Annotated in this window: 22 protein-coding genes; 5 read left to right on the forward strand and 17 right to left on the reverse strand. The window is 73.2% G+C overall.

What is annotated here, in order from left to right; all coding sequences use genetic code 11:
- Window positions 1-32: 32 nt before the first annotated feature.
- Window positions 33-746 (reverse strand): LppU/SCO3897 family protein, encoded by a 714-nt coding sequence (locus ACQPZ4_RS47345; protein ID WP_433052155.1) that lies wholly within the window; start codon window positions 744-746, stop codon window positions 33-35.
- A 157-nt stretch (window positions 747-903) separates the two neighbouring features.
- On the opposite strand from ACQPZ4_RS47345, the gene ACQPZ4_RS47350 reads away from it, so the two are divergent.
- The gene (locus ACQPZ4_RS47350; RefSeq protein WP_344620144.1) at window positions 904-1326 is read left to right on the forward strand and encodes a hypothetical protein; all 423 of its coding nucleotides are present in this window, start codon (window positions 904-906) and stop codon (window positions 1324-1326) included.
- 61 nt (window positions 1327-1387) lie between these two features.
- Here the strand turns inward: ACQPZ4_RS47350 and ACQPZ4_RS47355 are convergent, their stop codons facing one another.
- Together ACQPZ4_RS47355 and ACQPZ4_RS47360 are read right to left on the reverse strand one after the other, a co-directional pair.
- Complete coding sequence (locus ACQPZ4_RS47355) at window positions 1388-2290, reverse strand: exopolyphosphatase (RefSeq protein WP_433067040.1); 903 nt, start codon at window positions 2288-2290, stop codon at window positions 1388-1390.
- Window positions 2291-2309: 19 nt separating this feature from the next.
- Window positions 2310-2813 (reverse strand): amino-acid N-acetyltransferase, encoded by a 504-nt coding sequence (locus ACQPZ4_RS47360; protein ID WP_433052158.1) that lies wholly within the window; start codon window positions 2811-2813, stop codon window positions 2310-2312.
- Between the two features lie 24 nt (window positions 2814-2837).
- Between ACQPZ4_RS47360 and ACQPZ4_RS47365 the strand changes: the two genes are divergently transcribed.
- Both ACQPZ4_RS47365 and ACQPZ4_RS47370 read left to right on the forward strand, forming a co-directional pair.
- Window positions 2838-3332, forward strand: coding sequence for a cellulose binding domain-containing protein (locus ACQPZ4_RS47365; RefSeq protein ID WP_433052161.1), 495 nt, complete (start codon window positions 2838-2840; stop codon window positions 3330-3332).
- Between the two features lie 75 nt (window positions 3333-3407).
- Window positions 3408-4358 (forward strand): phosphotransferase, encoded by a 951-nt coding sequence (locus ACQPZ4_RS47370; RefSeq protein ID WP_433052164.1) that lies wholly within the window; start codon window positions 3408-3410, stop codon window positions 4356-4358.
- Here ACQPZ4_RS47370 and ACQPZ4_RS47375 read toward each other — a convergent pair.
- The 5 genes from ACQPZ4_RS47375 to ACQPZ4_RS47395 all read right to left on the reverse strand — a co-directional run bounded on the left by ACQPZ4_RS47375 (window position 4335) and on the right by ACQPZ4_RS47395 (window position 9863).
- The gene (locus tag ACQPZ4_RS47375) at window positions 4335-4850 is read right to left on the reverse strand and encodes a DUF501 domain-containing protein (RefSeq protein WP_433052166.1); all 516 of its coding nucleotides are present in this window, start codon (window positions 4848-4850) and stop codon (window positions 4335-4337) included. The genes ACQPZ4_RS47370 and ACQPZ4_RS47375 overlap by 24 nt on opposite strands.
- The gene (locus ACQPZ4_RS47380; RefSeq protein ID WP_433052169.1) at window positions 4847-5401 is read right to left on the reverse strand and encodes an FtsB family cell division protein; all 555 of its coding nucleotides are present in this window, start codon (window positions 5399-5401) and stop codon (window positions 4847-4849) included. Before ACQPZ4_RS47380 ends, ACQPZ4_RS47375 begins: the two co-directional genes overlap by 4 nt.
- A gap of 67 nt (window positions 5402-5468) precedes the next feature.
- The gene (gene eno, locus ACQPZ4_RS47385) at window positions 5469-6746 is read right to left on the reverse strand and encodes a phosphopyruvate hydratase (RefSeq protein WP_433052172.1); all 1278 of its coding nucleotides are present in this window, start codon (window positions 6744-6746) and stop codon (window positions 5469-5471) included.
- 94 nt (window positions 6747-6840) lie between these two features.
- The gene (locus ACQPZ4_RS47390) at window positions 6841-8454 is read right to left on the reverse strand and encodes a DUF885 domain-containing protein (RefSeq protein ID WP_433052175.1); all 1614 of its coding nucleotides are present in this window, start codon (window positions 8452-8454) and stop codon (window positions 6841-6843) included.
- Between the two features lie 38 nt (window positions 8455-8492).
- Window positions 8493-9863, reverse strand: a complete 1371-nt coding sequence (locus ACQPZ4_RS47395; protein ID WP_433052178.1) for a PLP-dependent aminotransferase family protein — start codon at window positions 9861-9863, stop codon at window positions 8493-8495.
- A gap of 71 nt (window positions 9864-9934) precedes the next feature.
- Here ACQPZ4_RS47395 and ACQPZ4_RS47400 point away from each other — a divergent pair, with 71 nt between their 5' ends.
- Both ACQPZ4_RS47400 and ACQPZ4_RS47405 read left to right on the forward strand, forming a co-directional pair.
- Window positions 9935-10915: a DMT family transporter gene (locus ACQPZ4_RS47400; protein ID WP_433052181.1), complete on the forward strand. Its 981-nt coding sequence runs from the start codon at window positions 9935-9937 to the stop codon at window positions 10913-10915.
- The gene (locus tag ACQPZ4_RS47405; RefSeq protein ID WP_433052184.1) at window positions 10801-11589 is read left to right on the forward strand and encodes a patatin-like phospholipase family protein; all 789 of its coding nucleotides are present in this window, start codon (window positions 10801-10803) and stop codon (window positions 11587-11589) included. Before ACQPZ4_RS47400 ends, ACQPZ4_RS47405 begins: the two co-directional genes overlap by 115 nt.
- Here ACQPZ4_RS47405 and ACQPZ4_RS47410 read toward each other — a convergent pair.
- The 9 genes from ACQPZ4_RS47410 to ppc all read right to left on the reverse strand — a co-directional run bounded on the left by ACQPZ4_RS47410 (window position 11576) and on the right by ppc (window position 24691).
- Window positions 11576-12625 (reverse strand): endoglucanase, encoded by a 1050-nt coding sequence (locus ACQPZ4_RS47410; protein WP_433052187.1) that lies wholly within the window; start codon window positions 12623-12625, stop codon window positions 11576-11578. The genes ACQPZ4_RS47405 and ACQPZ4_RS47410 overlap by 14 nt on opposite strands.
- Window positions 12626-12635: 10 nt before the next feature.
- A complete protein-coding gene (locus ACQPZ4_RS47415) occupies window positions 12636-13382 on the reverse strand; it encodes a methyltransferase domain-containing protein (RefSeq protein ID WP_433052190.1) in 747 nt (248 codons plus the stop codon).
- Window positions 13379-14854 carry a polysaccharide biosynthesis C-terminal domain-containing protein gene (locus ACQPZ4_RS47420; RefSeq protein ID WP_433052193.1) on the reverse strand — a complete coding sequence of 492 codons (1476 nt, stop codon included), beginning with the start codon at window positions 14852-14854 and terminating at the stop codon, window positions 13379-13381. The genes ACQPZ4_RS47415 and ACQPZ4_RS47420 overlap by 4 nt, the downstream gene beginning before the upstream one ends.
- Window positions 14851-15723 carry a sulfotransferase domain-containing protein gene (locus ACQPZ4_RS47425; RefSeq protein ID WP_433052196.1) on the reverse strand — a complete coding sequence of 291 codons (873 nt, stop codon included), beginning with the start codon at window positions 15721-15723 and terminating at the stop codon, window positions 14851-14853. The genes ACQPZ4_RS47420 and ACQPZ4_RS47425 overlap by 4 nt, the downstream gene beginning before the upstream one ends.
- A 2-nt stretch (window positions 15724-15725) precedes the next feature.
- Entirely contained in the window at window positions 15726-16934 is a 1209-nt protein-coding gene (locus tag ACQPZ4_RS47430; protein ID WP_433052199.1) for a hypothetical protein, read from the reverse strand.
- The gene (locus tag ACQPZ4_RS47435) at window positions 16931-18319 is read right to left on the reverse strand and encodes an O-antigen ligase family protein (protein WP_433052202.1); all 1389 of its coding nucleotides are present in this window, start codon (window positions 18317-18319) and stop codon (window positions 16931-16933) included. Before ACQPZ4_RS47435 ends, ACQPZ4_RS47430 begins: the two co-directional genes overlap by 4 nt.
- Window positions 18316-20184, reverse strand: a complete 1869-nt coding sequence (locus ACQPZ4_RS47440) for a Wzz/FepE/Etk N-terminal domain-containing protein (RefSeq protein ID WP_433052205.1) — start codon at window positions 20182-20184, stop codon at window positions 18316-18318. Before ACQPZ4_RS47440 ends, ACQPZ4_RS47435 begins: the two co-directional genes overlap by 4 nt.
- 115 nt (window positions 20185-20299) lie before the next feature.
- Window positions 20300-21844 (reverse strand): adenylyl-sulfate kinase, encoded by a 1545-nt coding sequence (cysC, locus tag ACQPZ4_RS47445; protein ID WP_433067043.1) that lies wholly within the window; start codon window positions 21842-21844, stop codon window positions 20300-20302.
- A 27-nt stretch (window positions 21845-21871) separates the two neighbouring features.
- Window positions 21872-24691, reverse strand: coding sequence for a phosphoenolpyruvate carboxylase (ppc, locus tag ACQPZ4_RS47450; protein WP_433052208.1), 2820 nt, complete (start codon window positions 24689-24691; stop codon window positions 21872-21874).
- Window positions 24692-24862 lie beyond the last annotated feature (171 nt).

The raw sequence follows: 24862 nt of genomic DNA on the forward strand, positions 1-24862 counted from the left end.
GGACCGCCCTGCGAAGCTGTTCTGCTGAGGTCTTACTTGGCGTCGTCGAGGCAGAGGGCGTCGCCGCTCGCCTCGTTGGTGCCCTGCCAGAGCACGTACTTGGCGTCGGAGAACGAGTCGCACACGGTGGCCTCGTCCTTGAGCGCCTCGGTCTGGGACACGCCGTTCTTGATGCCCACGACCTTGTACTTCGCCGTCGCGTCGTCGCACTTGACGATCTTGACGCTGACGTTCTTCGACGTGTTGTCGCCGATCGAGTCGCCGGCCAGGCAGTCGCCGACCGCGGCGTTCGACGGGTCCGAGTTCACGCTGTCGACGATGTCGTTCCACGTGCTGCGGGCGAACAGGAAGATGCCGCCACAGCAGACGAGCGCGAGGACCAGGATGACGCCGAGGATGATCAGAATGATCTTGCCGGCGCTGCTCTTCTTCGGAGGCGGCGGCGGGGCGCCGAACGGGGCACCGGGCGCGGCCGGGGCACCGTAGGCCGGCGGCTGGTCGTACGGCGAGCCGGACGCCGGGGGCTGCCCGTACGCCGGGTCGTAAGGGGCGCCGGACGACGGCTGCTGGCCGTAGGGGGCGCCGGACGCGGGCTGGCCGTAGGGGCCGCCCGAAGACGGCTGCTGGCCGTAGGGGCCGCCCGAGGACGGCTGCTGGCCGTAGGGCGGCTGGTCACCACCGGGCGGCGGGTAACCCCCGCCACCGGGTGGCGGGTAGCTGCCGGGCGGCGGGTACTGATCAGACATGTGTTTCCTTCCGGGGTATGCCGCAAAGATCACCCTAACGGGCAAAAAGACGGTTGAGCTTGGGAAACCGCCCCTTCGACCCACTGGAGACGGCTCACGATAGCGGTAGAGGGCCAACCCGCGCAGCACTGAGCGTGTTCGTATTACGGTGTGCGCCGTGACCGATCTGTTGAAACGGCTTGCGGCCGGTCCCGGTGTGTATCGGGGGCGCGGCGACGGCCTGGAGTCCGGACCTTTCGTCGCCCGGATCAAGGTGACCTCGGTGGTGCGCGGCAACGCCATCACGCTGGACTATGAGGCGGTCAGCGACAGCAAGGGACTGCAGCACGTCGAGCACACGATCCTCACCGCGAGCGAGGCCGGCCGGCTGGAACTGCACGTCACCTGCCTGGAGCTGCCCGGCGTGACCCGGTTCGTGCAGAGCGAGCCCGGGGTGTTCAACGCCTACGAGGGCGCCCTTCCGGCCAAAATCATCATCACCATGCCGAGTGACGGCGTGCTCACGTACGGCTGGTGGTGGTCCCGCGACGACGCCGAGCCCCGCGAGCAGTCCCGGGCCGAGGTACGCCGGACCGGGTGACGCTCCGTGCACGGGTGCTGAGCTGCGGTGACGCAAATCCGACACGTGAACGTTGCGAAAATTACGCCAGCGACAGGGCGATTCCGTCCAGAATGTCGGACTCCGAGGCGATGACGGCATCCATGCCGGCCCGCTCGACGATGATCCGCAGAATCAGGGCCCCCGCGCCGATCACGTCGGCGCGGCCGGGGTGCATCACCGGGTACCGCAGCCGCTGCTCCGCCGTGCGCCCCAGCAGGTCGGCCGTCACCTTGGCGATGTCGGCGGCCGGGACGCGGGCGCGGTGGATGCGCTTCGGGTCGTACTCCGGCAGCTCCAGCGCCAGCGCGGCCACCGTGGTCACCGACCCGGCCAGCCCGACCAGCGTGCGGGCCCGGGTGCCGTCGACCGCGGCCAGGGCCCGGTCCACCGCGGCCGCGATGTCCTCCTCGGCCGCCGCCACCTGCTCGGGGGTGGGCGGGTCGGCGCGCAGGTGCCGCTCGGTCATCCGCACGCACCCGATGTCGACGCTGATCGCCGCTTCTACATCCTTTTCACCGACCACGAACTCGGTAGAGCCCCCGCCGATGTCGACCACCAGGAACGGCGCCTCGGCGGTGAGGCCGCGCACCGCGCCGTTGAACGACAGCCGGGCCTCCTCGTCGCCGGTGATCACCTCCGGCGCGAAGCCGAGCGTGTCGAGCACCATGGCGCGGAAGTCGGCCGCGTTCCCGGCGTCCCGGGACGCGCTCGTGGCCACCATCCGGGCCGCGTCGACCCCGGCCCCGGCGATGTCGGCCGCGTAGTCGACCAGGGCCACCCGGGTGCGCTCGATCGCCGCCGGGGACAGCCGCCCGGTCTGGTCGACGCCCTCCCCCAGCCGGACGATCCGCATCTGCCGGGTCACGTCCGAGATCTCCGACTCCGGGGAGATGTCGGCGATCAGGAGCCGCACCGAGTTGGTTCCGCAGTCGATGGCCGCCACGCGCTTCACGGGGCCCAGCCTACAAATGCAGCAGCATGCGGTGGTTGCCCAGGGTGTTGGGCTTGACCCGCTCCAGGTCCAGGAACTCGGCCACGCCCTCGTCGTAGGAGCGCAGCAGCTCCTCGTACACCTGATGGGTGACCGGGGTGCCGTCGATCGGGACGAACCCGAACGAGGCGAAGAACCGGGTCTCGAAGGTCAGCACGAACACCCGGCGCACCCCGATGTCGCGGGCCGCCTCGAGCAGCTCGGCGACGATCCGATGGCCGATCTTGTGCCCGCGCAGCAGCGGGTCGACCGCCACCGTGCGCACCTCGGCCAGGTCCTCCCACATCACGTGCAGCGCGCCGCAGCCGACGACCGTGCCGTCGGCGGTGCGCTCGGCGACCCAGAACTCCGGCACGGCCTCGTAGAGCGCGACGGTGGGCTTGGAGAGCAGCCGCCGGTCGGCGACGTACATCGCGACCAGCCGCCGAATCCCCCGCACGTCGGCGGTTCGTGCCCGCCGGACGGTTACCTCCATGACCGCAAGGGTAGTGGCGCGCGGATGTGGCTCCTGACACGCGATCGGGTGCTGATGGTCACCACAGCGGTGATGACCGTGGCGGCCGGCACCATGACGGTCCTGTACGTGACCAAGGACGGGCCCGGCCCGCAACCGGTCAAGCCGGTGGCGCGCACGACGGGCCCCCCGCACGCGTCGCCCGGGGCGAGCGTCGCCGGTACCGGCAAACCGGGCACCGTGAAGGCCGCCTATGCGGTGCGCAGCAAGTGGAAGGACGGCTTCAACGCCGAGGTCACCGTGACCAACCTGGGCAGCCAGCCGCTGATGGGCTGGATGGTGAACCTCGAACTGCCCAAGGACGTCGACGTCACCTCCACCTGGGGCGCCACCGCCGAGCAGCAGCCCGGCAAGCTCGTGCTGCGCTCGCAGGCGTACAACACCTACCTGGAGGCGGGCGGCGCCATCCGGATGGGATTCGAGGCCAAGGGGCCGGCCGGCCCACCCACGAGCTGCTCTGTCAATGGCGCGCCCTGTTGAGTCATAAATCTGACTGTTTGCATGTGGCGGGTATCCGGTCCCGCTTTGGCAAGAAGTCTGACGTACCTTCTTTGGGTGCTGACCCCACCGGCCGGGCTTCCCGAGGACGCACTCGGGTCATTGATCGGCCGGGAGTGGGGCATTCCGGTCAAATCGCTCGGCTACCGGCCGGTCGGCTTCGGCTCCCACCACTGGGAGGTCACCGACACGGCGGGCTTCCGCTGGTTCGTGAACGTCGATGAGCCGGCCGATCCGGCGAAGCTCGACGCCTCGCTGCGGACCGCCGCCGACCTGCACGCCACCGGGCACACCTTCGTCGTCGCCCCGATCCCGGCGCTGAGCGGGGCCAGCACGGTCCGCTCGGGGTCGTTCACGATCGCGCTGTACCCGTTCGTCGAGGGCGCGAGCTTCGACTGGAACGCGTTCACCGGCCCCGCCCACCGCCAGGCCACCCTGGACATGATCATCCGGCTGCACACCGCGCCGCCGATCGCCCGGCGGCACGCGCGGGTGGACGACTTCGCGGTGCCGCACCGCGACGAGGTCGAGGCCGCCCTGCGCGCGCCCGGCGAGGAGGCCGGCTGCGGGCCCTACGCGGTGCCGGCGGCCGACCTGCTCGAGGAGCACCGCCGGCCGCTGCAGCGGGTGCTGGCCCGCTACGACGAGCTGGTGCTGCAGAGCCGCGGCGAGCCGGTGCGGGCGGTGCTCACCCACGGGGAGCCGCACTCGGGCAACACCATGCGCACGCCGACCGGCTGGCGGCTCATCGACTGGGACACCGTGCTGGTCTCCCCGCCGGAGCGGGACCTGTGGCTGATCGAGCCGGGCGACGGGTCGATCTTCGCGGCCTACGCCGAGGCGACCGGGGTGCTGGTCCGCCCGTCCACGATCATGCTGTTCCAGCTGCGCTGGGCGCTGTCGGACATCGCGGTCGAGGTGCGCCGCTTCCGCCGGCCGCACACGGGCACGCAGGACGACGCCGAGGGCTACGAGATCCTGCGGTCAGTCGTCACCAGCATCGAGTGACACGCATGGGCCTTGCGCCCACCACTCGCCGGCCAGCTTCGCCGTCTCGTCGCCGAACGGGTTGACCCCGGGGCCGACGGCCAGGGCGTGGCCGACGTGGACGTGCAGGCACTTCACCCGGGTCGGCATGCCGCCCGCGGAGACCCCGTCGATCTCCCGCACGTGCCCGACCGCCTCCCGGCGGGCCAGGTAGTCCTCGTGCGCCCGCTGGTACTGCGCGGCCAGCTCGGGGTCCTCGGCCAGCCGGGCGCCCATCTCGCGCATCAGGCCGGCCGACTCCAACCGGCTGCACTCGTGCACGGCCCGGGGGCAGGTCAGGTAGAACAGCGTCGGGAACGGCGTGCCGTCGGGCAGCCGGGGCGTGGTCTCCACGACGTCGGGCAGGCCGCACGGGCAGCGGTGGGCGACCGCCCGGGTGCCGCGGGGCGTGCGGCCGAGCTGGGCCGCGACCACCGCGAGATCCTCGTCGGTGGCCTTCTGAAAGTCCGTCACTGCTTGTCCGCCGCCTCGACGCTCGACCACAACTTGCCGTACCAGGCCCGGGGCTGCTTCGGCGCGCCCGGCAGCTCGTCGGGGTCGGTCTGCTGGTTGTTGGCCGGGTCCACCACCACGTAGGGCTTCTCCCCCGGCAGCACCATGTGCAGGCGCTGGCGGGCCTGGGAGATCACGTACTCCGGGTCGTCCCACTTCTTGGCCCGCGCCTGCATCTCGGCGACCTTCACGGCCTGCCGCTGCTGGCTCTGCTCGAGGGCCGCGATCTCGGCCTGCTGGGCCAGATACACCCGCACGGGGTAGGCGTAGGCGAGCAGCAGCACGAGCAGGATCAGGCTGAGCACCACGGCCCGGCTGGTGAACCGGCGCGGCTGCGGGGCCCGGGTGCGCATCGCGGCGCCACCGGTGGCCACCGCCCGCCGGGCGACCATGGGCCGCGAGGGGGCCCGGCCCTTGCTGACGTTGCGCGCGCCGATGTTCCGCGTGCCGGCGTTGCGCGCGTTGACGTTGCGAGGGGACGAGCGCCCGCCTGGCCTGCTCCGCGGTTGCATGCCCTCCCCCAAGGTCCGCACGGCCCGCGACCTCCACCTCGTGAAGGCCGCGGGCGGTCAAGAACGGTTAACGGTACCGCGGGAAGGCCCCGCGACCGGCGTAGCGCGCCGCGTCGTCGAGCTCGTCCTCGATGCGCAGCAGCTGGTTGTACTTCGCCACCCGCTCGGAGCGGGCCGGCGCGCCGGTCTTGATCTGGCCGGTGCCCAGGGCCACGGCGAGGTCGGCGATGGTGGTGTCCTCGGTCTCACCCGAGCGGTGGCTCATCATGGTGCGGAAGCCGGCGCGGTGGGCGAGGTCCACGGCGTCGAGCGTCTCGGTGAGCGAGCCGATCTGGTTGACCTTGACCAGGACCGCGTTCGCCGTGTCGGTGGCGATGCCCCGGGCGATGCGCTGCGGGTTGGTGACGAACAGGTCGTCGCCGACGATCTGGATGCGACCGCCGAGCGCCTCGGTCATCGCCTTCCAGCCGTCCCAGTCCTCCTCGTTCAGCGGGTCCTCGATCGACACGATCGGGTACGCGTCGACGAGCGACGTGTAGTACGCGATCATCTCGGCGGACGACTTGGTGCCGCCCTCGAAGCCGTACGACCCGTCCTTGTAGAACTCGGTGGCGGCCACGTCGAGCGCGAGCACGATGTCGCTGCCCAGCGAGTAGCCGGCCTTCTCCACGGCCTCGGCGATCAGGTCGAGCGCGGCCGCGTTGGTCGGCAGGCTGGGGGCGAAGCCGCCCTCGTCGCCCAGGCCGGTGGCCAGGCCCTTCTTCTTCAGCACCGACTTGAGGGTGTGGTACACCTCGGCGCCGGTGCGCAGCGCCTCGCGGAAGGTCGGGGCCCCGACCGGCGCGATCATGAACTCCTGGATGTCGACGTTGGAGTCCGCGTGCGCGCCGCCGTTGAGGATGTTCATCATCGGCACCGGCAGCAGGTGCGCGTTCGGGCCGCCGAGGTACTTGAACAGGCTCAGGCCGGCCGAGTCGGCCGCGGCCTTGGCCACGGCGAGCGAGACGCCGAGGATGGCGTTCGCGCCGAGCTCGGACTTCTCCGGCGTGCCGTCGAGGTCGAGCATGGCCTGGTCGACGAGGCGCTGCTCGGTGGCGTCGAACCCGCGCACGGCCTCGGCGATGCGCTCGTTGACGTTCTCGACGGCCTTCTCGACGCCCTTGCCCAGGTAGCGCTTGCTGTCGCCGTCGCGCAGCTCGTTGGCCTCGAACGCGCCGGTGGAGGCGCCCGAGGGGACCGCCGCCCGGGCCAGGGTGCCGTCGTCGAGGACGACCTCGACCTCGACCGTCGGGTTGCCCCGCGAGTCGAGGATCTCCCGCGCGCCGATTGCTTCGATAGTGGCCACTGTCGTGTCACTCCTTGCAGAAAAAAGTTTGGTCGGCCGCCACGGTGCGGCCCCCCGAGCCTATCCCTCGACGCGATCTTGCTCGCCGCTCGGGTTACAGATCCAGCAGCGTGCGCAGGTGGCGCGGGGGCGGGGAGCCGTGCGCGAGCATCCGGTCGTGCCAGTCGCGGAGGGTGACGTTCGCCGGGCGTTCATCCGCGATCTGCCGGACCTCGGTGTAGCCCACGAAGTACGTCGAGAGCTGGGTCGAGCTGAGCAGGGCCCGCCGCCACTTGCCGGCCGCCTCGCCCTCCTCCTGGAAGCCGCGCTCCATCATCAGCGCCATCGCCTCCTGCTCGGTCATCCCGTCGCAGTGCACCCGCTGGTCGATGATCGCGTTGATGCTCATCCGCAGCTGCATCTTGAGCTGCTGCAGGCGCACCGGCAGGCCGCCGAAGCCGCGCTCGGCCATGAACTCCTCGGCGTAGACGGCCCAGCCCTCCACGAACGGGCCGCTCCAGCCGATCGCCCGGGCCCGGGTGCGGCCGCGGAACCGGCGCGCGTGGGCCAGCTGCAGGAAGTGCCCGGGGGTGGCCTCGTGGACGGTCAGGTCGCGCAGCATGTGGCTGTTGTACTCGCGGTAGAACGACGCCACCCGCTCGTCCGACCAGCCCGACGGGGTGGGCGAGATGCAGAAGAACGTCGGCAGCTCGGCCGGCTCCAGCAGGCCGGGCGGGTCGCAGTAGGCCACCGCCACCCCGCGGGCGAACTCCGGCATCTCCATGATCACCAGCGGGTCGTCGATCAGGGTGATCAGGTCGTGCGACCGGACGAACGCGGTCGCCTCGTCCAGCGACACCTTGGCCAGGTCCACGATCGTGTCGTTGTCCGGCACGTCGGCGGCCGCCTGGGCCAGCGCCGCGCGCACCGTCTCGTCGGTCTCCGGCCCGCCGGTCAGCTCGGCCGCGGCCGTGCGCAGCTCGGCGCCCACCCGCTCCAGGTTGGCCTCGGCCCGCTCCAGCACGGTCCGGGCGCCGAGCTCGGTGTCCAGCGTGTGCCAGAGCCGGGCCTCCCACAGCCGCCGGCCCAGCCGCGGGTCGCGCTCGGCCCCGTCGAGCCGGCCGCGCAGCCACGTGGCGAACGCGTCGAGCTCCTCGGCCGCGCGCTCCTGCACCGGGGCGACCACCTCGGCCATCCCCGGCGCCTCCTTGAACAGCTCGCCGAGCTCCTCGCGGACCAGCCGGGCGGTGCCGGCGAACTGGCCGATCGCGGTCTCGACGTGCACCCGCGGGGCGTCGCCGAGCACCTCGCGGGCGGTGGCGAGGGCGTCCGGCACGGCGGTGAGCCGGGCCGCGATCGACATCAGCCGCTGCTCGGCCGGGGCGAACGGCCGCGAGATGAGCCCGTGCAGCAGCCCGCCCGGGTTGTGCACGAGCGGGTTCCACTCGTGCTCGCGGATCTCGGTCCGCTCGAACAGCATCCGCTCCACGCGGGCCAGCAGCACGGCGTGGTCGACCTGGTCCTGCGGGTCGAGCTCGTCGAGGTCGATCTGGCTCAGCGCGGCCGAGGCGTCGCGCAGCATGTCGACGTCGCCGGCCACGCCCTCGGCGGAGTAGTCGGGCAGCCGGTCGTCGAAACGGTGATCCCCGGCGCCGGCGGCGAGCGCGGGCGCACACTCGAGCAACGCGTCGGCGATGTGCTCGGCCAGTGGAACAAAGTGCTGGGACATGCCCCCGACGGTATCGGGTGCGCCGCCGGGCGGCTGCCTCACACCAGCGTGGCGAGCTTGCGGACCGCCGCGGCCAGCTCGTGCGGGGTGTGCGCGGCGTAGCCGAGGACCAGCCCGCACGGGCCGGCCTTGCGCATCCGCAGGGTCGACAGGGCCAGCGGGCCGAGCCCGGCGTCCGCCGCGCGCGCGGCCAGGGCCAGGTCGTCCACGCCCGGCGGCAGCTCGACCACCAGGTGCAGCCCGGCCGCGATGCCGCCGATGCGGGCCCGGGGCAGGTGCCGGCGCACCGCGGCCACCACGGCGTCGCGGCGCTCGCGGTGCAGCCGGCGGGCCCGGCGCAGGTGCCGGTCGTAGGCGCCGCCGGCCAGGAACTCGGCGAAGGCCAGCTGCTGCAGGGCCGGGCCGCCGTTGTCGGCGTCGTGCTTGGCCGCGCACAGCTCCTCGACCCACTCGGGCGGCGCGGCCAGCCAGCCCAGCCGCAGCCCCGGCGCCAGCACCTTGCTCACCGAGCCGACCAGCGCCACGTGGTCCGGGGCGAGCCCCTGCAGGCAGGCGACGGGCTCGCGGTCGTAGCGGTACTCGGCGTCGTAGTCGTCCTCCACCACCAGCCCGTCCACCCGCCGGGCCCAGGCCACCACCTCGGCCCGCCGGCCGGGCGCGAGCACCACGCCGGTCGGGAACTGGTGGGCCGGGGTGAGCACGACCGCGCGGGCGCGGCTGCGGGCCAGCGCGGCCACGTCGAGCCCCTCGCCGTCGACCGGGACCGGCACCACGTCGAGGCCGAGCCGGCCCAGATGGTCGCGCAGGGCCGCCGGGCCCGGGTCCTCAAGGGCGATCCTTCGGGTACCGCGGGCAAGCAACACCCGCGCCAGCAGCGCGAGCCCCTGGGTGACCCCGGCGGTGACGATGAGGCCGTCGGGCGGGACGAGCGCGGCGCGGACGCGGCCCAGGTAGCCCGCGAGCTCGACCCGCAGCCGCGGCACCCCGGTCGCGTCGCCGTAGTCGAAGTCCGCGTCCAGCGCGCTGGTCAGCGCGGTCTCGTAGGCCCGCCGCCACGCGGTGCGCGGGAACGCCCCCAGGTCCGGCACGCCCGGGCGCAGCGGCGCGATGGCGGCCGGCCGCTCGGCCGCGTCGGCCCGCCGCGGCGGCGCGGGCGCGACCACCTCGGCCACCACGGTGCCGGAGCCGCGCCGGCTGACGAGGCGCCCCTCGGCCGCCAGCTGCTCGTAGGCGCCGACCACCAGCCCCCGGGAGACGCCCAGGTCGGCCGCGAGGTCGCGGGTCGAGGGCAGGCGGGTCCCCGGTGCCAGGCGGCCCCGCGTGATCGCCTCCCTGAGCGCCCCGACGAGCTGCTCCCCCACCCGGGGCCGGGTGCGGTCGAGCTCGACCAACGCCTCCCAAACCGACAAAAATTGGCCCCCTAAAAGCCGGTCTTGGTGGCACTGTAGCGGGTACCACTGGCCGCCGTAAGTTCACCTGCATGACTCGGCGCCACATCGCGTACTGCGTGCTGACCTGCGCGATTCTCGGCAGTTCGTTCGTCGTGAGCCGTTCGATCGTCGGCTATCCGATCCTCTCCGGCCAGGCGATTCGCTACGCCCTGGCCGCGCTGGCCCTCTTCGCGCTGGTGGCCCGGGACCCGCGAAGGATTCACCCGAACGGGCGCGAGCTGGCCCGGCTGGCCCTGGTGGCGGCGACCGGGCTGGTCGCGTTCAACGTCCTGCTGCTCTTCGCCCTGCGCCACGCCGAGCCGGCCGTCATCGCCACCGTCGTCGGCGCCAGCCCGCTGCTGCTGGCCCTGCTCGGACCGCTGCAGGAGCGCCGCCGGCCCGCGCCCCGGCTGCTGGGCGCGGCCGCCGTGGTCGTCGCGGGCGCGGCGATCGTGTCGGGCTTCGGCGCGTCCGACTCCGCGGGCCTCGTCGCGGCGGTCGGGGTGCTGCTCTGCGAGGCGGCGTTCTCGCTGCTCGCGGCGCCCCTGCTGGCCCGCCTCGGCCCGGTGCGCGTGTCGGCTTGGAGCACGGCACTGGCCGTACCGTTGCTGCTGCTGCTGTTGCCCTTCAGCGGGGAGCGGCCGCGCCTTCCCGACGCGTCCGAGGCGGCCGCGCTGGCCTTCCTCGGGCTGGTGCTGACCGTGGTCGCGTTCGTGTGCTGGTATTCGGGCGTGGCCGGGCTCGGCGTGGACCGGGCCGGCCTGTTCGTCGGCCTCGTGCCGGTGTTCGCGCTGATCACGGCGGCCGCGGTGGACCGCGCGCTCCCGGGCCCCGGCAAGGTGGCCGGGGTCTTGCTGGTGGGTGCCGGTCTGGTGATCGCGGCGGCGCGTTCAGGCGGGCGTGTTAAGCAAGATGGATGGAACGCACCGCGCTCGTCCTCGGCGCCGGTGGCATCACCGGCGTCGCCTGGCAACTCGGCATCCTCATCGGCCTGCACGACCGGGGCATCGCCCTCGGGCAGGCCGACCTGATCCTCGGCACCTCCGCCGGCGCCATGACCGGCGCCCTCGTCGCCGCGTTCGGCGACCCGCGCACCGCCGCGGCGATCGAGGCCCCGCTCGGGCCCGGCGACCCGCCGCTCAACGCGGACTGGAATCTCGGCCCGATCGCGTTCGGCCTGCTGCAGGACGAGTCGCTGGAGCCGGCCGACATGCGCCGGCAGCTCGGCCGGATCGCGCTGGAGGCCGAGGTCGGGCCGCCGGAGCCGTGGCTGGCGGCGTTCGGGCGGCGGCTGCCGATCGAGGGGTGGCCCGACCGGCTGACGGTGACCGCGACCAACGCCGAGACCGGGGAGCCGGTGCAGTGGGATGCCGATTCCGGTGTACCGCTGGTGCCCGCCGTCACCGCCAGTTGCGCGGTCCCGTGCATCTTCCCGCCGATCCCGGTGAACGGCGCGAAGTACATGGACGGCGGCGTGCGGTCGCGGACCAACGCGGACCTCGCCGCCGGCTACGACAGGGTGTTCGTGGTGGCGCCGCGCATGCCGCTGCTGCAGCGCGACTCGCTCGACCCGGCGTTCACCGTCATCGAGCCCGACGACGCGTCGATGGAGGCGATCGGCGGCAACGTGTTCGACGCCGGGCGCTGGATCCCGACCCTGGCCGCCGGCGAGCGCCAGGGCCGCGAGCTCGTCATCGGCCGGTAGCGGTCATCGGCCGGTAGTACTCGTCCTGGGCGAGCGAGGTGCGGAAGGCGCCGAGCACGCCGGGGTCGTCGGAGACCATGTACTGGTTCGTCGGGCCCTTGTTGTCGGTCGGGTCGGACTCGAAGTAGAGCACCGCGCGGATCTGCGGGTTCGCCTTGAACGTCGCCGAGGCGTCCCGCAGCCACGCGGAGCGCTGGTCGGTGCCCCAGCTGCGGGCGATGCCGAACTCGCCGATCATCACCGGCTTGCTCGGATGCTTGGCGCAGAACTCCAGGAACGGGCGCATCAGCTGGCCGATGGTGCCGTACTTCGTGCCCGCGTACACGTCGACGCAGGTCCAGTCGACCTGGTCGTCGCCGGGGTAGAAGCTCGGCGCGGAGCCGTTCTGGAAGCCCTCGGCCGTGGGGCACCACACCCACGAGGCGTTGGTCGCGCCCTCCTGGATGAAGATGTTCCGCACGTACTTCCAGGCGGCGATGTAGTCCTTGCCGGACCACATCTGCGCGCGCAGGTTCGGCCGGTCCATCTCCCAGCGGTACCGCAGCAGCACCGGATGCCCGAAGGCCTTGAGCTCCCGGGCCCGCTCGCGGATCAGCTCGTCGTAGCGCCCCATCGTGACGAGCCGGGTGTCGCCGCCGGCCCACGACAGCATCAGCGTGCTGCCGCGGGCCGCGAACTGGCGGTCGGAGTCGTTGATGAAGTTCTCGTCGAAGCGGCGGTAGGTGTTGACGATCGCCATCTTCCGCCCGAGCGTCTGCTCCCAGGTCGCCATCGCGGCCACCCGGCCCGGCTCGGTGAGGTGGTCGGGCCGCACCCAGGCGCCGAGATAGGAGCCGCGCTTGGGCGGTCCGACGGGCCCGGCCTGGAAGGGCCCCTCGGACGTGGCGATGGCGGGCGGGCCAGCGTCCACTGTGGACGAGGGCGCCGCCGCCGGCGGACGGTCCGGCCGGCTCCGGTCGAGCACGGTCAGGGTGACGGCCGCGGCGACCGCGATGACCACGGCGACGACTGCGCCGGTGACGACGATCCGCTTCAACGATGGTCTCCTACTTGGGAATCCGCCTTGCTACATAGAGAACGTCCGTCGCCACCCCGGAGAGACTGCGCGATCGGGTAGCGAGGTCATCGGCCTTTCGGGCCATCGGGCGCAGCCACTCCCGCCGGTACGCCCCGGCCGGGAACACGGCGAAGCCGCGCCGGTCGATGACCTCGAAGCCGTGCCGGGCCAGCAGCTGCTCGACCTCGCCGTGCTGCAGCTCGGCGAACCACGCGTTGCCCCGGTGCGCGCGGTGGCGCAGGTGGCGCAGCGAGCTGCGGTTGCCGTGGTTCTCCACGACCAGCAGCCCCGAGTCGGCCTCCGGCAGGATCCGGGCGGCGAACGCGATCGCCCGGTCCCGCACGTCCTTCGGGGCGTTGAGCAGCAGCCGGAACACGGTCACCAGGGCCGGTCCGTCCACTGTGGCCGGATCCGGCACCGGCCCGTCCTCGGTCACCTGGTGCAGCTTCGCGTAGACGCCCGCCTCCCGGGCCTTGGCGAGCATCTGCTCCGAGGAGTCGTACCCGTGCGCGGCCCGCACCACGCCGTGCAGCAGCTTGATCGCCCGGCCGGTGCCGCACGCGAAGTCGTGCTGGACCGGCCGCCGGGCCGTGAACTCCCGCCGCACCAGCCGGCGCAGGAACGCCCGCTGCCGCACGCTCACCGCCGTCGCGTAGGTCTCCGGCGCATAGACCACCCGCTCGTACTTCTCAACCGCCGCCTCCGATTGGAAGACCTCCGCGTAATCCGTTCTCATCGTCCCCCCTGCATCAGAACTGTTCTCAAGCGCACCGCCGCGTAGCAGTACGCGACGGCACCCGCCCCGGTGGCGGCGAATTTCACGATCAAACCGGGGTGCAGCGCCCACAGCACGAGCTGGGGCACGGCGAAGAACCCGGCCGCCATGGCGCAGGCGAGCAGCGTCGCCCGGCCGAAGGGGTGCAGTCCCAGCCCGCGCACGACCTGCACGAGCGGGACCAGGTTGTTCACGAGCACCGCGGCCGCGAGGCCGACGGCCGCGCCGAATGCGCCGCTGCGGGGGATGAGCAGCGCGTCGACGCCGAGCATCACGATCAGGGCCAGCCCGACGTTGGCCAGGTTCCACCAGGTGCGCCCGGCCATCGCCAGCACCACGTCGACCATGCCGCACGCGGTGGCGACCATCATGGCGGCCGCGAGCACGCGCACCACGCCGACGCCGTTCTCGTAGTGCTCGCCGAACAGGCCCAGGTACAGCGGCGCGTACGTGAACACCAGCACGTACAGCGGCCAGCAGCACAGCACGACCCAGGCGGTCGACTGCCGGTAGAGCAGGTTCGCGCCCGCGGTGTCCCGGACCGCCAGCCGCTCGGCGAGCCGCGGCTGCACCGACTGCGAGACGCCCTGGTTCACGAACTGGCCGAGGATGACGAACCGGCCGGCGACCGCGTACATGGCGGCGGGGGCGAGGCCGGCCAGGGCGGCGACCATGAGCACGTCGACGCGCTGCAGCGCCATCTGGGCGAAGCTGGCGACTGCCCTTGGCGCGGTGAAGGTCCAGAAGCGCTTCGGGGTGAAGTCAGATGTATCCGATTTTTCCGATTTCAGGTTTTTGCGAAGCCGCTGGAGCGCATACCCGGCCAGCAGCGCGGTCGGGATGTACGGCAGCGCCCACATGGCGGCGAACAGCTGCTCGCTCCAGCCCAGCGCCCAGACCAGCACGAGCAGCAGCAGCTGCGCGGCCGGGCGCATGACCCGGTCCAGCAGCACCGTCGGGCGCATCGCCCGCAGCCCGCGCGTGGTGGACAGCAGCGCGTCGGTGAACGCGGCGGCCGGCAGGAACAGCGCCAGCGCCCGGACCAGGTCGGGCCGGCCGGGCAGCAGCGCGGCGCCGAACCACAGGCCGCCCGCGATGCACACCGCGGCGACCGCGATCGGGACCAGGGCGATCCGCAGCAGCTCGCCGAAGCGGGACAGGTCGCCGACCGCGCGCATCCGGGCCGGCCAGTACACCAGCGACGTCTGCACGCCGAGCTTGGCCACGGTCACGCCGAGGCCGAAGGTGGCCGTGGCGGCGAAGAACGCGCCGGCCGCGTGCGGGTCGAGGGCCCGCGCGGCCAGCCAGGTGACGCCGACGCCGGCCAGGCCGGTGCAGACCGTGCCCGCGAGGTTGGCGATGCCGCCGCGGGCCGCGCCGCGCAGCATCCCGCCGGGCGACTCGACCGCGGGCCGCTCCAGCGTGCTCGTCACTTGAGCATCCAGCTCGGCCGGTGCCCGAGGAAGTCGGCCAGGCGCTCGTCGTAGGGCCGGTAGTGCTCGGCCAGCCGCTGGGCGATCGAGTCGTCGAGGCGGTTGCGGGGCCGGGCGTTGTGCCGGTCGAACGCCGGGTACGCGTTCACGTGCGGCAGGCCGAGGAAGTCCACGACGGCGTCGTAGACCGGCTCCGGCCGGGTGAAGAACTCGGTGCTGTCGACCACGTGCACCCGGTCGCGGCCGAGCAGGCGGGCCATCGGCTCGAGGTACTCGATGTACTCGCCGCGGGCCCGGTAGGCGTGGTGCTGGTGGGCGAAGCTGTAGGCGAACGGGTCGGCCAGCAGCCGCTCGCGCTGCCCGTCGAGGCGCTCCTGCTCCAGCTCCAGCGCGCGCTCGAACTCGACCTCGGGCTCGAAGCCGCGGGCCACCTCGTGCGCGTGCTGGGAGTAGGCCCGCTCGACCGGGTCGCGCACGAGCACGACCAGGCGCACCCCGGGCAGGTCGGCGGCGATGCGGGCCAGCGCGTGCGGGTGGTACATGTAGTACGGGCTGGACTCGAACGTCTGCGCGGGCACGCCGAACTCGGCCCGGACCCGCTCGGCCCGGCGCTGCAGCGGGAAGTGGCCGCGGTACCAGCGCAGGCTGTGGTGGTAGCCGACGTCGAAGTAGTGCACGCCCTTGTGCAGCACGGCCTTGATGACGGCGGGGTGCGCGGCCAGGGCGCGGTAGAGCGAGGTGGTGCCGCACCGCTGCCCGCCGCAGATGAGGAACTGCGGCAGCATCCGCCGCCCGGCCGTGAGCTGGCCGTAGTTGCGGGATCCGAAGTGGACGATGCGCTTCATCGTCTCGGGGACCTGCACGGGCATGGTTACAGTGCCTCCACTCGCGCGACGAGGACGGGCAGCAGCCAGCTGCCGAGCACGCCCAGCCGGGCGCCGGCCTCCGCCTGCCGGTCGGTGACGTACCGGGTGGCCAGGTCGATGAGGTACAGCAGGGCGGTCACCTCGACCGCCTGGCGGTGCACGACGCCGAACGGCAGCAGCAGGTCCGGCGCGGCCGCGACGAGCTCGTTGACCGCCTGCCCGGCCGACGGCGAGCGGCCGATGCCGACCTGCAGCGCGTGGTGCAGCCCGTCGAAGCCGATCGGCACGCCGGGGGTGAACCGCTCCCAGTCCCAGACCAGCACGCCGCTCGCGACGCCGGCCATGTTCCACGGCGACCAGTCCCCGTGCCACGAGCCGAAGTGCAGCTGGACGTCGCCGGCCGCGTTCGCGATGCGCTCGGCCGCGGTGCGCAGGGCGGCACCCTCGGCGTGGTCGGCGACGGCGTCCAGGCGGGCGCGCAGCCGGGCCCAGTAGCCGCTGCGGTCGAGGCGTCCCTGGCTGGTACCGCAGCAGCGCGCCACCTCCAGCATCGCGCTCGCGAGGCGGGGCGCGGTCGGCGCCACCCGCGGCTCCCAGACCGGCAGCGCGGACTGCACCAGCACCTCGTGCTCGCCCCACTGCCCGGCGTGCAGCACGCCGGGCACCCGCACCTGGGTGAGCCCGGCGGCGCCGACGGTGGCGAGCGCGGCCGCCTCGGCCCGGACCAGCTCGCGGGTGAGCGGCGCGGTGCCGAGCTTGGCGAAGGCCAGGGTGCGCCCGGCCGGGTCGAGCAGTTGCAGGACCGGCTTGCGGTTGGCCCGCGCCGGTCCGATGTGGACACTGAGCCGCAGGCCGGCGCCGAGGTGGCGGCCGAGGTACGCGTCGATGGTGTCCTCGGCCGGGCTCAGCGTGAGCCGGTCGCGCAGCAGCAGCCCGGACAGCCCGGTGCGCAGCGCGGCCACCACGGCGTCGCGCTTGAGCCGGGCCAGCCGCGACTGGGGCTCGGCGTAGCGGCGCACGGCCGCGGCGGCGACCCGGCGGTCGTCGGCCGGGACCAGCAGGCGGGGCTTGCGCGCGTTCGGAATGACGAGGTACTGGACCGGGCGGTGGCCCTGCCCGGGGTACAGCAGGCTCAGCACTTCCTCGATGTATTGGGCGCGCAGCTGCTCGTCGTCGGCCTTGAGCGCGGCCGGAGCGGTCTTGATCGGACTCATGGCTGGCTGAAACCCCTCTGCTGGTTGCGCCACAGGACGGCATACGCCAGGAACGTCAGGGCCAGCGGGGTGACCAGGCTGTTGTACCAGAGCATGGCCGAGAAGCCGGACACCAGCGCGGCCCCGCCGGCCAGGCCGATCGGGCTGGCGTCGCGCCGGAAGCGCCACAGGCCGACCAGGAAGAAGCCGATGTAGGACAGCGTGCCGAGCAGGCCGTGCGCGTACAGCAGCTGCCAGAGCTGGCCGTTGCCGCCGATGGTGAAGTTGCCGCAGCGCTCGCAGTCGGCGCTCTCGCCCACGGCGATCGAGTTGCGCCCGCCGATGGTGGTGCGCGTCGAGCCGAAGCCGATCAGCGGCGACTCCTGCATGCCGGCGATCGCCTTCTGCGTGGTGTACATCCGCACGCCGTTGGACTTGCCGTTGTCCACCCGGGCGCCGACCACGTCGCCGAGCGGGGTGACGGCCAGCGCCACCGCGATGCCGACCGCGACCACGGCGACCAGTCCCAGGGCGGCCACGCGACCCCGCAGCGCCAGCCGTACCGCCACGTAGACCGCCATCACCGCGAGGCCGATCCACAGGCCGCGGTTGAGCGAGTAGACGATCGGGACGATGGCCACGAGCAGCGTCGCGGCCGCGAAGATCTTGGTGCGCCGCCGGCGGGTCAGGCAGAAGCCGGCGACGGCGAGCCACCCGACGAGCAGGCAGACGTTGTTGCCCCAGGTGTTCGTGTACCCCCAGGGCGCGCCCGGCCGCGGCGTCTCCCCGCCGAGCAGGTTCATGATCTGGGCGGCGGTCGGGTGCATCAGCGACTGCACGAACCCGTCGTGCCGCACGTGCGGCGGCAGCAGCAGCTCGAACGGCGCGGTGAACTCGAAGCGCGGCGCGGCCATGCCCAGGATGCCGCCGGCCACGGTGACCGCGAACAGCCAGGCGAGCAGGCGCACCAGGCGCTCCTGGCTGAGCGCGCGGCGCTCCAGGTTGCCGGCGTAGACCAGCAGCACGGTGAGCGCGCCGTAGCCGCCGAGCCGGAACGCGTAGGACACGAAGCGGCTGTGCCAGGTGCCGGGGACCGTGCCGGCCGGGTCGGCGCCGAGCGTGAACAGCCCGAAGCCGATCGCGGCCAGGAACAGCAGCCACAGCAGGAACGCGGGCGGCAGCTTGACCACGTGCCCGGCCGCGCGGTGGCGGACCAGCGACCACGCCATGGGCACGGCCGCGATGAAGAAGATGAGCACGCCGAGGCCCAGGGCCCACCACAGCGGGTACAGCAGCAGGATCCCGGTGATGGGCCAGGCGTTGAGGCGATGGACCCGGCGGCGGATCGAGGCCGACGGCGCACCGAGCGCGGGCTCGGCGGAGGGGTGGCTCGTCACGGTGGTCATCGGCGCTTGTCGGCACCGTTCTCGCTGGGCGCCTCGGCCGGGACGCGGGTGACCGAGATGGTCCGGGTCGCCCGCGACGGCGGGGGCACCGACTTGGCCGGCTTGACGGTGACGGGCGGGGAGGGCGGGACGGGCGGCGCGGGCGGGACGGGCGAGGAGGGCGCGCCCGCCGGCGCGGTGCGGATGCGCTTGGCCACCACCGGCTCCTCCTTGTCGTCCTTGGCCGGCAGCTTCTCCAGCACGGCGGTCATGTCGTCGGCCATGATCGGGGCGGCGGACGACTGCGTCTCTTTCTCCTCGCCGCCACGCGGGGCGGCCAGGCGGGGCAGCACGACCGCACCCAGCAGCGGGGTGCCGACCCGGCGCAGCTGGTCGGCGGCGTCGGCGATCTCGGTGTTGCGGGTGCGCCGCAGCTCGACCGCGACGATGGCCGCGTCGGCCAGGGCGGCCAGGCTCTGCGCGTCGGCGCTGGTGGCGGTGGACGGCGCCTCGACGACCACGTAGGCGGCCCGCTCGCGCAGGGTGGCCAGGGTGTCCCGCAGCGCCTGGGACTGCAGCAGCCCGCCGGCGCTGGCGGTGCCGCCGGTGGTCACCACGCTGAGGTTCGGGTGGCGCGGGGCGCGCTGCGTGGCGCTGCTGAGCGAGAAGCGGCCCGCGAGCACGTCGGAGAGGCCGGGCACCGCGCGGACGCCGAGCATCCGATTCACGGAGGCGGTGTCGACCATGCTGTCGGGCAGATGCGCGCAGACGAGGACGGTTTCCGCTCCGGTACGGGCGAACGCCGCCGCCAGGTTCGCCGCGACCACGGTCGACACGGCGCCGCGGCTCGCCCCGGCCACGACCACGACCTGCCCGGCCAGGGCCACCCGGGCGTCGCCGCCGGCCGGCGCCGGGATGCTCGCGAGCACCTCGTTGCGCAGCCGGTTGAAGATCCGCCCGCCCGCCCCGAACGGCGCGAACACGTCGTCGAGGCGCGGCTTGACCCGGCCCGGCACGCTCGCGAGCACGCCCACGTCGACCCGGCGGGGCAGGTCGGAGGCGCGCCGGACGCGCTGGTCGAGCCGCTCGCGCAGCATGGCCGCGCCGACGCCGAGCAGCAGCCCGACCATCGCGCCGCTGGCCAGGTTGAGCAGGCGGTTGGGCTTGACCGGGGTGCTCGGCAGGTCGGCGTCGCGGGTGATCTTCCCGGCGCTGACGGTCGTGGTGAGCAGCTGGTTGAGCTGGCCCGCGAGCGTGTTGACCTGCGAGGTGGCGGTGCTGCGCTGGCTCTCCAGGTTCGGCCGGTTGGGGTCGGTCTGCTTGAGCGTGGCGAGCTTGCTGTTGATCTGCGTCAGCCCGGTGTTGAGCTGGTTGATCTTGTCGTTCAGGATCGCGATCCGCCCGGCCACGTCGGCCTTGGCCGACTCCTCCCGGTTGCGCAGGTACGCCTCGGCGAACGCGTGCGAGCCGGCCTGGGCCTGCTCGGCGGTGCTGGCCGAGAACGTGATGACCAGGAACGTGGTGTTCGGCGGCACCTCGACCCGCACGCTCGCGGCGAGCGTGTCCGGCGGCGTGGTGGAGCGCATCAGGGCGGCGGCGTCGGTGGCCACGGTGGTGCTGGCCACGAGCTGGGCCTCGTTGTCGAGGTTGATGTCGCCCTTGGTGCGCCCGCTGGTCGAGTTGGCGTCCTGCCCGTTGCCGATCGGCGAGACGAGCACCGAGGTGGCGGACTCGTAGACCTTGGTCTGCATCGACGTGAACTGCACGGCGCCGGCCAGCCCGACCAGGACGAGCACCAGGACCAGCCACCAGTGGCGCCGGGCCATGCCGAGCAGATCGACACCTGGGGAGTCGGGTTCGGCGGTGTGCAGGCGGTTGGCGTCCATTGAGCGGCGGCCCCTTCGGCGTCAGGTTCTCCAGCCTCTAACGCCGTGGTCGCGCGGTTCGTAATGGGCGATAAGTCCGCTTCACTCCCTGGGAAGCGTTCCGCCGGGACTGGGCCTAGGGGATCGGGCGGGGGTCCAGCCAGCCGTTGCTCCCGAGATAACGAAGCACCGTCGTCACGGCCTCGCCGTGGGACAGCCCGGTCGTGTCGATCGCGAGCTCGGCGTCGAGCGGCTCCTCGTAGGGGTCGTCGATGCCGGTCATGCCCTTGATGATCCCGGCCCGGGCCTTGGCGTAGAGGCCCTTGCGGTCGCGGCGCTCGCACTCCGCGAGGGGGGTCGAGACGTGCACGAGCACGAAGCCGGCCCCCGCGTTGTGGGCGAACTGGCGGGCGGCGGCGCGGGCGTCGCGGTACGGGGCGATCGGGCAGCAGATGGCGACGCCCCCGTGCCGGGCGGCCTCCGCGGCGACCCAGCCGATGCGGCGGATGTTCGTGTCGCGGTCCTCGGCGGAGAAGCCCAGGCCGGCCGAGAGGTGCCGGCGCACGATGTCGCCGTCGAGGAGCGTGATGGTGCGTTCGCCGGTCTCCAGCAGTACATCCGCGAGACCGGTGGCCATCGTGGACTTGCCGCTGCCGGACAGGCCGGTGAAGAACACGACCAGGCCGCGCTGGCGGCGGGGCGGACGGGCCCGGGCCAGCTCGCGGGCGACGGCCGGCGGGGTGTGCCACTCGGGCAGGATCGTGCCCCGGTCCAGGTGGTCGTCGATCTCGGCGAAGGTCAGCGGCAGGCGCCGGTGCCGGGGCGGGATGTCGTCCAGGGAGCGCCACTGCCCGTCGCGGCCGTCGTAGGCGAGCTCGCGGGGCACCAGCACCCGCAGGCCGCCGCCGGAGAGCATGGACTCGCTGGAGGCCAGCAGGTGGGTCACGCCGTAGGCGGCGGCGACCCGGGTGCGCAGCATGGCGTCGCGGATGTCGTCGCCGTCGTGGTGCGGCAGGGGCAGCGCGACGATCGTCGAGGCCGGCATCCGGTCGCGGGCGGCCAGCACGCAGCGGACCAGCGCCTCCGGGGCCAGCCCGTCGGGGCCGGGCCCGTCGACCGGGACGAGCACCACGAGGTGGGCGGCGAGGGTGCGGGCGGCCCGCGCGATCTGGGCCAGCTGCGGGCGGTGCAGCGGCCGGTCGGCGATGACCCCGAGGATGCGCCCGGGCGGCAGCGACTGGCGGACCTCGGCCGGGGTGCGGCGCATCCGGCGGAACGCCCCGTGCCCGCCGTCGCCGAGGCGGCGGACCCGCCCGGCCACGCCGAGCGTGGTCTTGCGGGCCGGGTAGAGCTCGGTGGCGTCCAGGGCCGCGACGGGCGCGCCCTCCAGGTCGGCCAGGATCAGCACCCGCCGGGCCGGATCGGCCACGTCGAGCTGCTCCGCGACGGTGCGGGGCAGCTCCAGCGTGACCGGGACCGGCCAGGCGGTGCCGTCGGCGAGCCGGCCGGTCCGGCGCAGCGCGATGAGGTCGGCCGAGCCCAGGAAGCCGGTCAGGGGCGCGTATGCGCCCGAGACCAGCAGTTCCAGGTCGGCGAGCTCGGATGACTTGGGCGTGTAGGTGGGGGCGTCGCGCAGTACGTCATCGGGCAATGCCCAACCGTTTGGTTCAGACCCATCCACAGACACCCCGCAAGACTGCCACAGGCGTCAGCCCGTGTTGCGCATGCCCGCCGCAATACCATTGATCGTGGTGAGCAGCGCGCGCTCCAGGGCCGGGTCCGGCGACGAGCGGCGGCCGGTGGGCCAGTTGCCGGCGTCGGCGGACTTGCTGTCGCGGTACTGCCCGAGCAGCGTCACCTGCAGGTGGTGCAGGGGCTGCAGGTAGCTGTCGCGGACCCCCAGCGTGCGCTGCAGCACCGGCTGGCGGTCCAGCAGCGCGTCCTCGCCGGTGATCGCCTTGACCTCGGCGACGGTGCGCTCGTACTCCTCGCTGATCACCGCGAAGATCGGGCGCAGCGGCTCGGGGACGAGCGTCTCGACGTACCGTGCGGCGATCTCGAGATCGGTCTTGACCAGCATCATCTCGACGTTGGACAGGAACGTCGCGAAGAAGTGCCACTTCTCGTGCATCTCGCGCAGCACGTCGCCCAGGCCGGCCTCGCGGGCCGCCTTCAGGCCGCTGCCCACGCCGAACCAGCCGGGCACGATCTGGCGGGACTGGGTCCAGCCGAACACCCACGGGATGGCCCGCAGGCCGGACAGGCCCGCGTCGGCGTTGGGCCGCTTGGCCGGCCGCGAGCCGATGTTGAGCGCGCCGAGCAGCTCGGTCGGGGTGGCCGCCCAGAAGTACGCCGGCAGGTCCGGGTTCTCCACCAGCGCCCGGTAGTTGGCGAAGGCCGCGGTGGACACGGTCTCCATCGCCGAGTCCCAGCGGGCCAGGGCCTCGGCGGGCTGGCGGGGCTCGGTGTGCAGCAGCGCGCTCTGCAGGACCGCGGCCAGGGTGAGCTCGAGGTTCTCCCGGGCCAGGGAGGGCAGCGTGTACTTGTCCGAGATGACCTCGCCCTGCTCGGTCACCTTGATCGCGCCGTCCAGCGTGCCCCACGGCTGGGCCAGGATGGCCTCGTGGGTCGGGCCGCCGCCGCGCCCGACCGTGCCGCCGCGGCCGTGGAAGAGCCGCAGGCGGACGCCGTGGCGGGCCGCGACGTCGCGCAGCTGGCGCTGGGCCTTGTGGATCATCCACTGCGAGGTCGTGATGCCGGCGTCCTTGTTGGAGTCGGAGTAGCCGAGCATGACCTCCTGGACGTCGCCGCGGGCGCGGACGATCGCGCGGTACACCGGGATGGACAGCAGCTCGTCGAGCAGCTCGCCGGCCATGTCCAGCTCGCGCGCCTGCTCCAGCAGCGGGGCGAAGCCGACCCGCGACCGCGCGGACTCGATCGCGGCGCCGCCGAAGCCGGCCCCGGCGCTCACCTCGACCAGGCCCCACTCGCGGGCCAGGACCACGGCGGCGAGCACGTCGTCGATGCCGGTGGTCATCGAGATGATGTACGTCTCCACGACCTCCGGCCCGAAGCGCTCCTGCACCTCGCGGATGGCCGAGAACACCTCGAACGTCTTGCGCGCGGTGTCGGTCAGCGCGGTGTCCCGGGTGGCCAGCGGGCGGCGGCCGTTGAGCTCGTCGACGAGCAGCTGCTGGCGGGCGGAGCGGTCCAGCGAGGAGTAGTCGACCTCGCCGACCCGGCGGTACAGCTGGGCCAGCACCTCGTGGTGGGCGTCGGCGTGCTCGCGCACGTCCAGCGTGGCCAGCTGCAGGCCGAACGCGGACAGCGTGCGGATCGCCGAGGCGAGCTTGCCGGTTGCCGCCAGCTGGCCGCCGTTGCGGGCCAGGGACGCGCGCATGAGCTCCAGGTCGGCGATGAGCTCGGCCGTGCCGAGGTAGTCGCGGCCCTGCTTGTGCGGCGTGCCGGTGGCCAGGCGCTGGCGGGTGTGGGCGAGCTTCAGGCGGATGCAGCGCAGCTTCAGGCGGTACGACTCCTCCATGTTGACCCGGCGGTAGCGGGCCGGCAGCTCGGGGAGGTTGTCGAGGTCGGCCGCGAGGCTCGCGGAGAGGTCCAGCGAGACGCCGCGCAGGCGCTTGGAGACCGAGATCTCGTCGATCAGGGCGTCGATCACGCCCTCGGCCATGCGGATGCCGTACTCGTGCTGGATGAGCAGCACGTCGCGGGTCACGGCCGGGGTGACGAACGGGTTGCCGTCGCGGTCGCCGCCGATCCACGAGCCGAACGTCAGCGGGCGGGCGGTGGGCGGCAGCTGGACGCCGAGGTCGCGCAGCGTCTCGTAGAGGTCGTCGAGCACCTGCGGGGCCGCGCCATTGGCCAGGTCGGCCAGGTAGTACACGGCGTTGCGGGCCTCGTCGCTGGGCTCCGGCCGCTCCAGGCGCAGCTCGTCGGTCTGCCACAGCAGGTCGAGCAGCTCGGCCAGGCGCCGGTCGGTGCGGTCGGTGCGGGTCTTGTCCGGCTCCAGCGAGCCGTCCAGCGCGGTGGCCACGGCCTCGGCGTCGAGCTCGTCGCCGACGGCGCGGAGCTTGGTCAGCACCGAGCGGCGGGAGGCCTCGGTCGGGTGCGCGGTGAAGACCGGGCGCACGGCGAGCTTCGAGGCGATCTGGCCGATCTCGCGCACGCCCACGCCGCGGTCGGCGATGAGCTTGGCGGCCCGCTCGAGCCAGCCGCCCTCGCGGACCCGGATCCGGCGCAGCTCCCGCGAGCGGTGCACCTGCTCGGTGATGTTGGCCAGGTGGAAGTATGTGGAGAAGGCCCGGGCGAGCTGGGTGCCGGTGACGACGTCGAGGCCGTGCAGGCGCTCGGCGGCCGCCTCCGGGTCGGTGCGGACCAGGGCGCGGACCTCTTCGACGAGGTCGAGCAGCTGCTGGCCGTCCTGGCGCACGAGGCTCTGACCGAGCAGCGAGCCCAGCCGGCGGATGTCGGCGCGCAGGGCTGCGTCGGCGGCGTCCGCGACGTCCTCAGACATGTGTCCCCTCCAAGTTGCGGTCGGCTCGGCTGGGGACGGCGCTGTCCGATTCAGGGGCATCGTATCGGCTTCGTCGTCCGGCCGTGGCGTCCCGGTGAGCCATGTCTCGGTTTCTGTCATACCCTCCGGATAGTCTTGAATCCGCATCGACCACCCCCGTCCTCTCTGGGC

The sequence above is a fragment of the Dactylosporangium sp. CS-033363 genome (assembly GCF_050942475.1).
GTDB lineage: Bacteria > Actinomycetota > Actinomycetes > Mycobacteriales > Micromonosporaceae > Dactylosporangium.

Excerpts from the sequence above, each read along its gene's own strand:
- ACQPZ4_RS47345 (WP_433052155.1), bottom strand. The coding sequence starts at position 746 with ATGTCTGATCAGTACCCGCCGCCCGGCAGCTACCCGCCACCCGGTGGC.
- ACQPZ4_RS47360 (WP_433052158.1), bottom strand. The coding sequence starts at position 2,813 with ATGGAGGTAACCGTCCGGCGGGCACGAACCGCCGACGTGCGGGGGATT.
- ACQPZ4_RS47365 (WP_433052161.1), top strand. The coding sequence starts at position 2,838 with ATGTGGCTCCTGACACGCGATCGGGTGCTGATGGTCACCACAGCGGTG.
- ACQPZ4_RS47380 (WP_433052169.1), bottom strand. The coding sequence starts at position 5,401 with ATGCAACCGCGGAGCAGGCCAGGCGGGCGCTCGTCCCCTCGCAACGTC.
- ACQPZ4_RS47390 (WP_433052175.1), bottom strand. The coding sequence starts at position 8,454 with ATGTCCCAGCACTTTGTTCCACTGGCCGAGCACATCGCCGACGCGTTG.
- ACQPZ4_RS47400 (WP_433052181.1), top strand. The coding sequence starts at position 9,935 with ATGACTCGGCGCCACATCGCGTACTGCGTGCTGACCTGCGCGATTCTC.
- ACQPZ4_RS47405 (WP_433052184.1), top strand. The coding sequence starts at position 10,801 with ATGGAACGCACCGCGCTCGTCCTCGGCGCCGGTGGCATCACCGGCGTC.
- ACQPZ4_RS47415 (WP_433052190.1), bottom strand. The coding sequence starts at position 13,382 with ATGAGAACGGATTACGCGGAGGTCTTCCAATCGGAGGCGGCGGTTGAG.
- ACQPZ4_RS47425 (WP_433052196.1), bottom strand. The coding sequence starts at position 15,723 with ATGCCCGTGCAGGTCCCCGAGACGATGAAGCGCATCGTCCACTTCGGA.
- ACQPZ4_RS47430 (WP_433052199.1), bottom strand. The coding sequence starts at position 16,934 with ATGAGTCCGATCAAGACCGCTCCGGCCGCGCTCAAGGCCGACGACGAG.
- ACQPZ4_RS47435 (WP_433052202.1), bottom strand. The coding sequence starts at position 18,319 with ATGACCACCGTGACGAGCCACCCCTCCGCCGAGCCCGCGCTCGGTGCG.
- ACQPZ4_RS47440 (WP_433052205.1), bottom strand. The coding sequence starts at position 20,184 with ATGGACGCCAACCGCCTGCACACCGCCGAACCCGACTCCCCAGGTGTC.
- ppc (WP_433052208.1), bottom strand. The coding sequence starts at position 24,691 with ATGTCTGAGGACGTCGCGGACGCCGCCGACGCAGCCCTGCGCGCCGAC.